Origin of the sequence: Arthrobacter mobilis (assembly GCF_012395835.1) — a bacterium.
GTDB classification, from domain to species: domain Bacteria; phylum Actinomycetota; class Actinomycetes; order Actinomycetales; family Micrococcaceae; genus Crystallibacter; species Crystallibacter mobilis.
Map to the genome: position 1 here is coordinate 37,902 of NZ_JAAZSQ010000019.1, position 12,591 is coordinate 50,492.

12 protein-coding genes are annotated in these 12,591 nt (G+C 69.8%); 9 read left to right on the top strand and 3 right to left on the bottom strand.

Translation table 11 applies throughout. From position 1 onward, the window contains the following. Nucleotides 1-37 precede the first annotated feature (37 nt). Entirely contained in the window at nucleotides 38-517 is a 480-nt protein-coding gene (locus tag HGG74_RS16450) for a MarR family winged helix-turn-helix transcriptional regulator (protein ID WP_168488095.1), read from the bottom strand. 71 nt (nucleotides 518-588) lie between these two features. Between HGG74_RS16450 and HGG74_RS16455 the strand changes: the two genes are divergently transcribed. The 7 genes from HGG74_RS16455 to dapF all read left to right on the top strand — a co-directional run bounded on the left by HGG74_RS16455 (nucleotide 589) and on the right by dapF (nucleotide 7,228). Beyond that, nucleotides 589-810, top strand: a complete 222-nt coding sequence (locus HGG74_RS16455; RefSeq protein WP_168488097.1) for a DUF3046 domain-containing protein — start codon at nucleotides 589-591, stop codon at nucleotides 808-810. Between the two features lie 226 nt (nucleotides 811-1,036). Then, on the top strand, nucleotides 1,037-2,089 hold the full coding sequence (gene recA / locus HGG74_RS16460) for a recombinase RecA (protein ID WP_168488099.1): 1,053 nt from the start codon (nucleotides 1,037-1,039) through the stop codon (nucleotides 2,087-2,089). A gap of 84 nt (nucleotides 2,090-2,173) precedes the next feature. Then, nucleotides 2,174-2,656 (top strand): regulatory protein RecX, encoded by a 483-nt coding sequence (locus HGG74_RS16465; protein ID WP_168488181.1) that lies wholly within the window; start codon nucleotides 2,174-2,176, stop codon nucleotides 2,654-2,656. An 87-nt stretch (nucleotides 2,657-2,743) separates the two neighbouring features. Then, nucleotides 2,744-3,745: an aggregation-promoting factor C-terminal-like domain-containing protein gene (locus tag HGG74_RS16470; protein ID WP_168488101.1), complete on the top strand. Its 1,002-nt coding sequence runs from the start codon at nucleotides 2,744-2,746 to the stop codon at nucleotides 3,743-3,745. A gap of 59 nt (nucleotides 3,746-3,804) precedes the next feature. Continuing rightward, nucleotides 3,805-5,328 carry a tRNA (N6-isopentenyl adenosine(37)-C2)-methylthiotransferase MiaB gene (gene miaB / locus HGG74_RS16475; RefSeq protein WP_168488103.1) on the top strand — a complete coding sequence of 508 codons (1,524 nt, stop codon included), beginning with the start codon at nucleotides 3,805-3,807 and terminating at the stop codon, nucleotides 5,326-5,328. A 14-nt stretch (nucleotides 5,329-5,342) separates the two neighbouring features. Next, on the top strand, nucleotides 5,343-6,281 hold the full coding sequence (miaA, locus tag HGG74_RS16480) for a tRNA (adenosine(37)-N6)-dimethylallyltransferase MiaA (protein ID WP_168488105.1): 939 nt from the start codon (nucleotides 5,343-5,345) through the stop codon (nucleotides 6,279-6,281). A 2-nt stretch (nucleotides 6,282-6,283) separates the two neighbouring features. Then, a complete protein-coding gene (gene dapF / locus HGG74_RS16485; RefSeq protein ID WP_168488183.1) occupies nucleotides 6,284-7,228 on the top strand; it encodes a diaminopimelate epimerase in 945 nt (314 codons plus the stop codon). A 12-nt stretch (nucleotides 7,229-7,240) separates the two neighbouring features. Here the strand turns inward: dapF and HGG74_RS16490 are convergent, their stop codons facing one another. Continuing rightward, nucleotides 7,241-7,855 carry a class I SAM-dependent methyltransferase gene (locus HGG74_RS16490; RefSeq protein ID WP_168488107.1) on the bottom strand — a complete coding sequence of 205 codons (615 nt, stop codon included), beginning with the start codon at nucleotides 7,853-7,855 and terminating at the stop codon, nucleotides 7,241-7,243. Nucleotides 7,856-7,972: 117 nt separating this feature from the next. Here HGG74_RS16490 and hflX point away from each other — a divergent pair, with 117 nt between their 5' ends. Beyond that, on the top strand, nucleotides 7,973-9,523 hold the full coding sequence (gene hflX, locus HGG74_RS16495; protein ID WP_168488109.1) for a GTPase HflX: 1,551 nt from the start codon (nucleotides 7,973-7,975) through the stop codon (nucleotides 9,521-9,523). Then, nucleotides 9,516-11,579 (top strand): ATP-dependent DNA helicase, encoded by a 2,064-nt coding sequence (locus HGG74_RS16500; protein WP_168488111.1) that lies wholly within the window; start codon nucleotides 9,516-9,518, stop codon nucleotides 11,577-11,579. Before hflX ends, HGG74_RS16500 begins: the two co-directional genes overlap by 8 nt. 61 nt (nucleotides 11,580-11,640) lie before the next feature. Here HGG74_RS16500 and lexA read toward each other — a convergent pair whose 3' ends face one another. After that, nucleotides 11,641-12,417 (bottom strand): transcriptional repressor LexA, encoded by a 777-nt coding sequence (gene lexA / locus HGG74_RS16505; RefSeq protein WP_168488113.1) that lies wholly within the window; start codon nucleotides 12,415-12,417, stop codon nucleotides 11,641-11,643. Nucleotides 12,418-12,591 lie beyond the last annotated feature (174 nt).

Here is a 12,591-nt window from a genome sequence, read left to right on the forward strand (position 1 = left end):
AGGCGGTCCTCCGCAGGGCCGGTGCAGCTGCGCAGGGTCAGTGCAGCGGCGGCTCGTTGGCATAGGCCTGGTTGAGCCGGTCCAGCAGGGCCGCGAGCGAATCCAGGTCTTCGACGGGCCAGTCGCCCAGGCGTTCGCGGAAGGCGCTCTTGCGCGCCAGCTGTGCGGCCGTCAGGCGGTCCCGGCCGGTTTCGGTCAGTGAAATCGACTGTGCGCGCCCGTCCACCGGATCGGCCTGCTTGTGCACCAGGCCCAGTTGCTCGAGCATGGCGATCTGCCGGCTGACCGAGGGCTTGCCGACGCCGATATTCGCTGCCAGGTCGGTCAGCCGCATCGATTCTTCGCGCTGCAGCACTGCCAGCAGCCCGTAGGCCGCCGGCTCCATGTCGGGATGGACCTGCCGCGCCACCCGGTGCGAGTTGGCACGGGCGCGCCGCCACAGAACGCTGAGCTGCCGTTCCAGGGAGTCGATGGCTGCATCGAAATCGGGGTTGGCCGGCGGAGGCTGCTCGCTCATGGTCCCCATTGTAATTCCCGTCCGCGCCGAGCCCGGATGAATCGGCAGGGCCGGCGTGAGAAGATATCCCGATGCGGCTGAGCGACTTCTGGCGACTGATGGATGACGAATTCGGATCCGGTTATTCGCGGGTCCTGGCGGCCGACCTGGTGCTCACGGGCCTCGGCGGACGCACGGCTCTCCAGGCGCTGGAGGCTGGAATTCCGCCGAAGTCCGTCTGGCTCGCCGTCTGCGAGATGCAGGACGTTCCGCCGCAGCGGCGGCTTGGCCGGGACATCAAGCCGAAGCGCTGAGCGGGCCCCAGGCGCCACCGGCGCGCCCGCCCGGCGGAACCCGCAAAGGGTTCGAATATTTGTTCGGATAGGAGTATGCTCCTACACAGGAACTGAATTTGCACCGGGGCGGCCGTGTTTGTCCACATCTGGCCACGGCGCCGCAATTTTGTCAGTACCGCAGGCTACCGTCGCAGGTGGGCAAAGAAGTCAGGCCCGCAAGGCCACTATGAAACCGAGGTGAACAATGGCCGCACCGGCAGACCGCGAAAAGGCTCTCGAAGCCGCACTCGCGCAGATCGACAAGCAGTTCGGCAAGGGCTCCGTCATGCGTCTGGGTGACGACAGCCGCGCGCCGATCGAAACCATCCCCACCGGCTCCATCGCGCTGGATGTGGCGCTGGGCATCGGCGGGCTGCCGCGTGGCCGCGTCGTGGAGATCTATGGCCCGGAATCCTCCGGCAAGACCACCGTCGCCCTGCATGCGGTGGCCAACGCCCAGCGCAACGGCGGCATTGCTGCGTTCATCGACGCCGAACACGCGCTGGATCCGGACTACGCCAAGAAGCTGGGCGTGGACACCGACGCCCTGCTGGTGTCCCAGCCGGACACCGGCGAGCAGGCGCTGGAGATCATGGACATGCTGGTGGGCTCCGGCTCGCTGGACATCGTGGTCGTGGACTCCGTTGCCGCCCTGGTGCCCCGGGCGGAAATCGAAGGCGAAATGGGCGATAGCCATGTGGGCCTCCAGGCGCGCCTGATGAGCCAAGCGCTGCGGAAGATCACCGGCCGGCTGAACCAGACCAAGACCACGGCGATCTTCATCAACCAGCTGCGTGAGAAGATCGGCGTCTTCTTCGGCAGCCCGGAAACCACCACCGGCGGCAAGGCGCTGAAGTTCTACGCCTCGGTCCGCATCGACGTGCGGCGCATCGAGACCCTCAAGGAGGGGACGAACCCGGTGGGCAACCGCACCCGTGCCAAGATCGTCAAGAACAAGATGGCCCCGCCCTTCAAGCAGGCCGAGTTCGACATCCTCTACGGGCAGGGTATCTCCCGCGAGGGCGGACTGATCGACATGGGCGTGGAGCACGGCCTGGTGAAGAAGTCCGGTGCGTGGTTTACCTACGACGGGGACCAGCTGGGCCAGGGCAAGGAGAACGCCCGCAACTTCCTGAAGGACAATCCGGACCTCGCCGATGAGCTCGAGCGGCGGATTAAGGAGAAGCTGGGCGTGGGTGTCCGGCCGGAGGCCGGCGAGGGCGGCGAGCCCAAACTCAAGGCCGTGGACGGCATCTAGCCGGTGCGGCCCGAACGCGGCAGGTCCGCCGGACCAACGCCGGGAACACCGGCGGACCTGACCCCGGAAGCAGATCCGTACGAGGTGGCGCGCGCCATCGTGCTGCGCCAGCTGACGGTGGCGCCGAAAAGCCGCCGGCAGCTGGAACTGAAGCTGGCCGAGCGCGGTGTTCCCGGCGAAGTGGCGGCCGCGGTGCTGGACCGTTTCGAAGAAGTCGAGCTGATCGACGACGCCGAGTTCGCCAGGATGTGGGTCAGCAGCCGGGCGCGGACACGTTCGCTCGCCCGGAGTGCCCTGCGGCGCGAACTGGCGGAGAAGGGCGTCGGGCCGGAGGAGTCCGAGGCGGCCCTGGAGCAGCTCTCCGACGAGGATGAGGTTGCTGCCGCGCGCGAGCTGGTCCGCCGGAAGCTGGGCGCCGGCCGCGTGCCGGCGGACCGGGGCGAACGGGAGAAGGCGGTCCGGCGGCTCGCGTCGATGCTGGCCCGCAAGGGCTACCCGCCAGCACTGGCCTTCAAGGTCGTGAGCGAAGAACTCGGGCACGCTGCGGGGGAAACCGACACGCCGTAATCAAACTGAGATGTTCGTCACTTAAACGGCCGATTTCTTTATCTTTTTGAGACTTTTCCCAGAAACGGTCCGTACGGTCCTGCTTCCGTGACCGCACGAGACCAGCTGACTGCCCCCAAGACCCCCGCCGCACCCGATTCCCTGTCCACACCGGAGCACGAACGGCGCGAGCAGAAGCGCGCCCGGCGCCGCCTCGAACAGCACCGCCGGCTGCGTACCGGCCTCGCCCTGGGGCTGACCGCCCTCGCCGCCCTGGCTGCGACCACGGCGGCCTTGCCCGTCCAGGAAACCGGCACGGCCGAGGCAGCGCCGGCATCGGCGCTGACCGGCCTCGTGGCGCTGGCCCAGTCGTCCGCAATCCCGGGCGCTGCAGCCGCAGATGCCGGCGGCTCCGACATGGACGGTGCGGTCCGGGCGGACGGACCGGCGAAGCCGCAGGAGCCGGGGCAGGCCGCCGCCGGACACGGCGCAGGCGGACACGGCGCCGGCCAGGCAGCGGCACAGCCGGCCGGCCAGCAGCCCGCAGCTGCCGCGGAGGCGGCTTCGGGAGCCGCCCCGCAGCAGGATGCGCAGGACAGGCCAGCCCAGACCAAGGCAACGCAGGACAGCGCGCCCCAGGCCGCGCAGCAGGACGCGCGGGCCGGACAGGTCCAGGCTGACGCCGCACGGAAGGCGGCCGAAGCCGAGGCCGCGCGGAAGGCGGCGCAGGAGAAGGCTGCCCAGGCCGAGGCAGCGCAGAAGGCCGCCCAGCAGAAGGCCGCAGCAGCAGGCAAACCCGTCAACAATCCGGCGGCGGCCAAGGCTTATGCCTCCCGGGAACTGCGCAGCTACGGCTGGGATGCCTCCCAGATGCCCTGCCTGGACAGGCTGTGGAAGCGGGAGTCGGACTGGCTGACCAGCGCCACCAACCCCAGCAGCGGGGCCTACGGGATCGTGCAGTCGCTGCCCGGCGACAAAATGGCCACGGCGGGACCGGACTGGCGGACAAATTACGAAACCCAGATCGACTGGGGCCTGGACTACATTGACGGCCGCTACGGTTCGCCCTGCTCCGCCCTGCAGTTCCACTACGCCAACAACTGGTACTAGGAACTGGTGCCCGGGGACGGGATTATCAGCCGCGCACGCGCGAGCATTACCCTTAATAGGTGAGTTTGACCATCCCCGCCCCCGGTTCCAGCACCAGCGACGCCCGTGTGCGCACCTACCAGGTGCGTACCTTCGGCTGCCAGATGAACGTCCATGATTCCGAACGGCTGGCCGGCCTGCTTGAGGCCGCCGGGCTGGTCAAGGATGAGTCCGGGCAGGCCGACGTCGTTGTCTTCAATACCTGTGCGGTCCGCGAGAACGCGGACAACAAGCTGTACGGCAACCTCGGGCAGCTGGCGCCGGTGAAGGAACGCAATCCGGGGATGCAGATCGCCGTCGGCGGCTGCCTGGCGCAGAAGGACCGCGAGACGATCCTGCAGAAGGCACCGTGGGTGGACGTGGTGTTCGGCACCCACAATGTCGGTTCGCTGCCGGCGCTGCTGGAGCGCGCCCGGCATAACAACGAGGCCCAGCTGGAAATCCTCGAGTCGCTGGAGGTCTTCCCCTCCACCCTGCCCACCAAGCGCGACGCGGTGTACTCGGGCTGGGTATCGATCTCCGTCGGCTGCAACAACACCTGCACCTTCTGCATCGTTCCGTCGCTGCGCGGCAAGGAACGCGACCGCCGGCCCGGGGAGATCCTGGCCGAGATCCAGGCGCTGGTGGACGACGGCGCCATCGAGGTCACCCTGCTGGGACAGAATGTGAACTCCTACGGCGTCGAATTCGGCGACCGGGGGGCCTTCGCCAAGCTGCTGCGGGCCTGCGGGCAGATCCAGGGCCTCGAGCGCGTGCGGTTCACCAGTCCGCACCCGGCGGCGTTCACCGACGATGTGATCGACGCCATGGCCGAGACGCCCAACGTCATGCCGCAGCTGCACATGCCGCTGCAGTCCGGCTCCGACAAGGTGCTCAAGGACATGCGCCGGTCCTACCGGTCCAGGAAATTCCTCGGCATCCTGGAGAAGGTCCGCGAACGCATCCCGCACGCGGCCATTTCCACCGACATCATCGTTGGCTTCCCGGGGGAGACCGAGGAGGATTTCCAGGCCACCCTCGACGTCGTTGAGCAGTCCCGCTTTGCCAGCGCCTTCACCTTCCAGTACTCCAAGCGGCCGGGCACGCCGGCCGCCGAACTGCCGGACCAGCTGCCCAAGGCGGTGGTGCAGGAGCGCTACGAGCGCCTGATCGCCTTGCAGGACCGCATTGCCGCCGAGGAGAACGCCCGGCAGGTCGGCCGCCAGGTAGAGGTGATGGTCACCGCCGCGCAGGGGCGCAAGGCCAGCGAGACCCACCGGCTGTCCGGCCGGGCCCGGGACCAGCGGCTGGTGCATTTTTCCGTTCCCGATGGCGCCGAGGTGCCCCGTCCGGGGGACCTGGTCACCGTGACCGTCACCGAGGCCGCACCGTTCCATCTCATCGCCGATGCGGCTGGTCCGGCCGACTACTCGGTGCGCCGCTCCCGGGCCGGGGACGCCTGGGACCGCGCGCAGGCGGAGTCCTGCGGCGTTCCCTCGCCGGGGGCCGCCCAAGGCAGGGGCGTGTCACTGGGCATGCCCTCGCTGCCGGTCCGCTCCAGCTGAGGGCGGGCCGCGCTGTGGCCGGTTCCACCCCCGCGGGGGCTGCAGGAAGCATCCCGCCGGTGATCGCCGTCGTCGGGCCCACCGGGTCCGGCAAGTCCGACCTGGCCGTCGCCCTGGCCGAACGGCTGGAAGGCGAGGTCATTAACGCCGATGCCCTGCAGTTCTACCGCGGCATGGACATCGGCACCGCGAAGATGACCCTCGAGGAGCGCCGGGGCGTACCGCACCACCTGCTGGACATCCTGGAGGTGCATGAGGAGGCCAGCGTCTCGGATTTCCAGCAGCAGGCCCGTGCCGCCGTGGCCGCGATCCACGCGCGCGGCCGGCGCGCCATCCTGGCCGGGGGATCGGGGCTGTACGTGCGCGCGGCGCTGGATGTGATCGAGTTCCCGGGGACTGACCCGGGGCTGCGCCGGCGGCTCGAGGCCGAGCTCGCGGACGAGGGCATGGCGGCGCTGCGTGAACGGCTTCGGCGGGTGGATCCGGTGTCGGCCCAGCGGCTGGGCGATGCCCGGCGCATCGTGCGGGCGCTGGAAGTCCACGAGCTGACCGGAAGGGCCTTCAGTTCCTTCATGCCCGAACGCCGCTACCTCCAGCCGGCGGTGCAGATCGGTCTGGAGGTGGACCGCGAGGAGCTGAAGGAGCGGCTGGCCCGCCGCGTGCACCGGATGGCCGGGGCCGGGCTGCTCGAGGAGGTCCGGGCCCTGGAGGCCCGCGGGTTGCGCGGCGGCAGGACCGCGTCGCGGGCCCTCGGCTATGCCCAGTTCCTGAAGGTGCTGGACGGAGAGTGGGGCATCGACGAGGCAGTCGCGGATACCATTGCCGCCACCCGCAAGTTCGCCCGCCGGCAGCTGACCTGGTTCCGGGCGGACGGGCGGATCGCCTGGTTCGGCTGGCAGGATCCGCAGCTGGTGCCGAAGGTCCTCGAACACATCGCTAAGCTGGAGGGGTGAGTTTGTCTATTTCCACCGACGCCGCCGGCGCCTCCGGCGCATTGTCGGCGCTGGCCGGCCTGCCCTTCGCCAAGGGCCACGGCACCGGCAACGACTTCATCCTGGTGGCCGACCCCGACGGGGCGCACGAGATCACCCCGGCCGCCGTGGCGGCGCTGTGCGACCGGCACCGGGGGATTGGCGCGGACGGGCTGATCCGGGCCATCCGCTCGGAGCGCCTGCCCGAAGGCCGCGCCCTGCTGGAGACCGAACCGGCGGCCGAGTGGTTCATGGACTACCGCAACGGGGACGGTTCGGTGTCCGAAATGTGCGGCAACGGCGTGCGGGTGTTCGTCCACTTCCTCCTGGATCAGGGCTTGGTGGAGCTGGCCGGCGGCGGTTCAGTGACCATCGGCACCCGGGCAGGCATCAAGGTGGTGACCCGGTCGGCCAACGGCTATGCCGTGGACATGGGTCCGTGGAGCTTCATCTTTCCCGACCATGCCGCCGCCAAATCCATGGACTCGGTGGTGCACGCCGACGGACTCGAGGTGCCGCGCCCGGCGCTGAGCATCAGCATGGGCAACCCCCATACCGTGGTGGCGCTGGCCGAACTGGAGGAACTGGCAGCGACCAGGCTGTACGAGGCTCCCGAGGTCCAGCCGCTGCCCGAGCATGGCACGAACGTGGAGTTCGTCGTTCCGGCGGAGCCGCTGGTGGCGGACGGGGCAGGCAGCATCACCATGCGCGTGCATGAGCGCGGCGTGGGTGAAACCCAGTCGTGCGGCACCGGAGCCTGCGCCGCGGCCGCGGCGATCCGCTACTGGGCCGGCGCCGGTGCGCCGGATGACTGGCAGGTGTCGGTGCCCGGCGGTGTGGTGCGCGTCAGGTTCCTGGCCCGGGACGGGGCCGAGCATGTCGAATTGAGCGGCCCGGCGGTTTTGGTCGCCCGCGGAACCCTCGTCTAGCTCGCGCGGCGCTTATTCCCGGCTGCGGCGGACCCGCAGCACGCGGAAGGCCTTGGACGTGCTGTCCCTGGCCACCTGGAAGCCGGCGGGCAGTTCGGCCGCCAGCCAGCGCTGGAGCGAATCGGCGCCGAGGTTCTTCTGCACTACCAGCCAGGCGGTGCCGCCCGGTGCCAGCCGGGGCAGCCACAGCAGCAGCAGCGAGTGCAGTTCGTTTTTGCCGATCCGGATCGGCGGATTGGACCAGATCAGATCGAAGCGCAGCTGCGGGTCCACCTCCCCGGGCAGGCAGGCGTGCACGTTCTGCAGGCCCAGGGCCCGGGCGTTGTCGTTGGTCAGTGCGATGGCGCGTTCGTTGACGTCCACGGCCGTGACCGTGGCGCCGGGGGACTTCAGGCCCAGGGTCAGCGCCAGCGGGCCCCAGCCGCAGCCGATGTCCAGGAACTGTCCGGCCGGCGGGGGCGGCGGCACCTCGGCCAGCAGGACGGCGGTGCCCTTGTCGATGCCGTCGGGGCTGAAGATGCCGCCGGAGGTGCTCAGCTGGCGGGTTGCGCCGTCCAGGACGACCGTGAGCGGCCTGCGGGACTCGGGCTTGCCGGGCCGGGCGCTGAAGTAATGATCGGAGGCCATAATCCGCCACAGTAATGCGCGGCCGGATGAAAGTGTAACTGGACCCTCCGGCACCGGAAAGCAGACGGATGCGCCGCAGGGGACTACGATGGATGGACAGACTTTTCAAAGGAGAGCATGACGACTGACAGCAAGGGACAGCCGGCCGGGGATCCGGAAATGAGCCAGGAGGAGATCCAGGCGGTCATTGACCGGATCCTGTCCAAGGACCAGGCCGCACGCACCAAGACAGGATCCGGCCTGAGCGGCCGGGCCCAGGCCCTGTCGGATATGGATGCGGAGCATTCGGAGTTCGACGGCGACCAGCAGGACCTCGAGGAGCGGCGCGCGCTGCGGCGCGTCGCCGGGCTGTCCACCGAACTGGAGGACGTCACCGAGGTCGAGTACCGGCAGCTGCGGCTCGAACGGGTGGTGCTGGCCGGCGTCTGGAGCGAGGGAACCGCCGAAGACGCGGATAATTCGCTGCACGAACTGGCCGCACTGGCCGAAACGGCCGGCTCGGAGGTGCTCGACGGCGTCGTCCAGCGCCGGCTGAAGCCGGACCCCGGCACGTTCCTGGGCTCCGGCAAGGCGCAGGAACTGCGCGACATCGTCATGGCCACCGGCGCGGACACCGTGATCGTGGACAGCGAGCTGGCGCCCTCCCAGCGCCGCGGCCTGGAAGACATTGTCAAGGTGAAGGTCATCGACCGTACCGCCCTGATCCTGGACATCTTCGCCCAGCACGCCAAGAGCCGCGAAGGCAAGGCCCAGGTGGAACTGGCCCAGCTCGAGTACCTGCTGCCGCGGCTGCGCGGCTGGGGCGAGTCCATGTCCCGGCAGGCGGGCGGCCGGGTCGGCGCGGCCGGCGGCGGCATCGGCTCCCGCGGTCCCGGTGAGACCAAGATCGAACTGGACCGCCGGCGGATCCGAGCCCGGATGGCCAAGCTGCGCCGCGAAATCAAGGCCATGCAGCCGGCCCGCGAGACCAAGCGGGCCAACCGCAAGCGCAATGCCGTGCCCTCGGTGGCGATCGTCGGCTACACGAATGCGGGCAAATCCTCGCTGCTGAACCGGCTGACCAATGCCGGGGTCCTGGTCGAGAATGCGCTCTTTGCCACCCTGGATCCCACCGTCCGGCATGCGACCACTGCGGACGGACTGGGCTATACGCTCACCGACACGGTCGGGTTCGTCCGTTCGCTGCCTACGCAGCTGGTCGAGGCATTCCGCTCCACCCTGGAGGAAGCGGCGGACGCGGACCTGATCCTGCACGTGGTCGACGCCTCGCATCCGGATCCCGAGGGGCAGATCGCCGCTGTCCGGAAGGTGCTGGCCGAGGTGGACGCCCGCCGGATCCCGGAGATCATCGTGCTGAACAAGGCGGATGTAGCCGACCCGTTCACGCTCGAGCGGCTGCGGCTGCGCGAAAAGCACCATGTGGTGGTTTCGGCCCGGACCGGGCAGGGCATCGACCAGCTGCTGCAGGCCATCAGCGACGGCATTCCGCGGCCCAGGGTCAGGATGGAGCTGCTGGTGCCGTACGACCGCGGCGACGTGGTGAGCAGGCTCCACGAGCCGGATGCCGAAATCCTCACCATGGAGCATCTGGAGAACGGGACCCGGCTGGCGGTCATGGTCCGCGAGGGACTGGCCGCCGAGCTGGAACCCTTCACCTTCCATGGGTGAGCAGCCCGTGGATCGGCAGCAGGCCGGGCAGGCCCTGCAGCTGCTGGACACGGCCGTCTCGGCCATGGGTGGGCAGCACCGCCAGGGGCAGCACGAGATGGCCGGCCGCGTTGCCGAGGCCATCGACAAGGGGCGCCACCTGCTGGTGCAGGCCGGCACCGGCACGGGCAAGTCCCTGGCCTACCTGGTCCCGCTGATCGAGCACGCCCTTGACAGCAGCAAGCCCGCCGTCGTTGCCACGGCCACCCTGGCGCTGCAGGCGCAGATTGTGAACCGGGACCTGCCGCGGCTGCTGCAGGCGATCGGGCCCCGCCTGCCCCGGCCGGTGGATGTGGCCCTGCTCAAGGGCCGCAGCAACTACGTGTGCCTCCACAAGCTGGACGGCGGCTTTCCGGACGAGGACGAGCCGCAGGCATTGTTCAGCCTGGGCGAGGATGCCGTCCCGCATCCGGCGCCGGCCGGTGGCCGCACGGCAGCGGCCGGGACGACGGCGCTGGCCCGCGAGGTGCTCAGGCTGCGCGAATGGGCGGAGGAAACTTCCACCGGGGACCGGGACGAACTGGTGCCCGGGGTCAGCGACCGCGCCTGGCGGCAGGTCTCGGTCACGTCGATGGACTGCCTGGGCGCCCAGAAGTGCCCGATGGCCCAGGAATGCTTCAGCGAGCAGGCCCGCGCGCACGCCGCCGAGGCGGACGTGGTCGTCACCAACCATGCCCTGCTGGCCATCAATGCCTTCGAGGGGCTGGCGGTCCTGCCGGAGTACGACGTCGTGGTGATCGACGAGGCGCACGAACTGCAGGACCGGGTCACCGGTGCCGTCAGCGGGCAGCTCTCGGCGGCCATGGCCCGGACCGCTGCCTCGGCGGCACGCAAGCATACCGGGATCAGCGTCGAGGCACTGAACAGTGCCGCCAGGAACCTTGAGGCCGCCCTCGAGGCCGTGCCCAGCGGCCTGCTGCCGGCCGGGCCGGGCGAGGAACTGACGCTGGCCCTGGCCCAGCTGCGGGAGGCCAGCCGGACGGCTCTGTCCGACTCCAAATCCGATGCGAACGCGGGCGCCGGCCAGGCCGACGGCGGGCGGCAGATCGCCCGCTCCCGGCTGGCGGCCGTACTGGAACTGTGCGAGCGGCTGCTCGCGGCGGCGGACGCGCGCGAGGTCGTCTGGACCACGCGGACCAACAGCTTCGCCGCGCCGGGGGATTACACCCCGGCGGACGAGGCGGCACCGGCAACCCTGAACGTGGCGCCGCTGTCGGTGGCGTCACGGCTGCGCGAAGGCCTCTTCGACGGACACACGGTGATCCTGACCTCCGCGACCCTGGCCATCGGCGGCGCCTTCGACGCCGTGGCCGGTTCGCTGGGCCTGCTGGGCGAGGGCGCGCCGGCATGGAGCAGCGCCGACGTCGGCAGCCCGTTCGACTATCCCCGGCAGGGCGTGCTCTATGTGGCCGCGCACCTGCCCAAGCCGGAACGGGGCACCAGCGCCGAACAGCTGGACGAGCTCGAAGCGTTGCTCAAGGCCTCCGGCGGGGGAGCCCTGGGGCTCTTTTCTTCGCGCCGGGCAGCGGAGGAGGCCGCGGCCGAAATGCGCCGCCGGCTGCCGCTGGAGATCCTGTGCCAGGGGGAGTCTTCGATGGCCGAACTGGTGGGACGGTTCGCCGCGGACCAGGCCACCTGCCTGTTCGGCACGATGACGCTGTGGCAGGGCGTCGACGTCCCCGGCGAGGCCTGCCGGCTGGTGGTGATCGACCGCATCCCGTTCCCGCGGCCGGACGATCCGCTGATGGCCGCCCGCACACGGGCCGTGGCCCAGGCGGGCGGCAATGGCTTTATGTCGGTTTCGGCCACGCACGCGGCGGTCCGGCTGGCCCAGGGGGCCGGGCGGCTGATCCGCGCCGCCGGGGACCGGGGCATGGTTGCGGTGCTGGATTCGCGCCTGGCCAATGCGCGCTACGGCGGGTTCCTGCGCGGCACGCTGCCGCCGTTCTGGTCCACCCGCGACCGGGCGACCGCGCTGTCCATCCTGCAGCGGCTGGCGGCAGCGGCGCCGGCCTGAGACCAGAGTCTGCCCCGTCCCCCGCAGGCTTGGGCCGGGGACCCCTGGCTCTTCTCTTGGTTCAGAGCGAACGCAGGACCGAGACCACCTTGCCCATAATCACGGCGTGGTCCCCGAGGATCGGCTCGTACTGCGTGTTCTGCGGCAGCAGCCAGGTGTGCCCGTCGCGCTGGCGGAAGGTCTTGACGGTTGCCTCGTCGTCCAGCAGCGCGGCGACAATGTCCCCGTTGACGGCGCTGGACTGCTGGCGGACCACTACCCAGTCGCCGTCGCAGATGGCCGCGTCGACCATTGAGTCGCCGGAGACCTTGAGCATGAACAGTTCACCGTGCCCGACCAGCTGGCGCGGCAGGGCCATGACGTCCTCGACCACCTGGTCGGCCAGGATCGGTCCGCCGGCGGCAATCCGGCCGACCAGCGGCACCATCGCGGTGTCGGAGGAACTGGCCAGTTCGGCCACGGCCACGCCGCTGACGCTGCGCAGCCGTTCCGGCTCCTCTACTCCCGGAATGTCCACGGGACCGGGCTCCAAGGTCAGGTGGGTGAGCACCTCCATGGCCCGGGGCCGCTTCGGGTCGCGGCGGATGTAGCCCAGCTTCTCCAGCTGGGCAAGCTGGTGGGTGACGCTGGAGAGGCTGGCCAGCCCGACAGTGTCGCCGATCTCCCGCATGGACGGGGGGTAGCCATGGTCGCTGACCGAACGCTGGATGGTCTCCAGGATTTTTTTCTGCCGCGGGGTCAGGCCTTTCGGTGTCGTCTTGGCTGTCCGCGTGCCGGAGGCCCCCTTGGTGCCGCGGCCGCGGGCCGCGCCTGTGCTGTTGGTGCTCTTCTCAGTCATCGCCGGGCCCCGGATCCTCTGGTCATAAAAGCCGTGTCGTCAAAAGTGTCAGGGGCGGCTGGTGCACTACCGATGCAGCAATTCAGCGCGGCCGCTCCCGTCATTAACGCTAGACGGGCCGCGGGCCGATTTCAAACATTTGTTCGACTAAGTCTCGACAATGTTCGTCCGTGA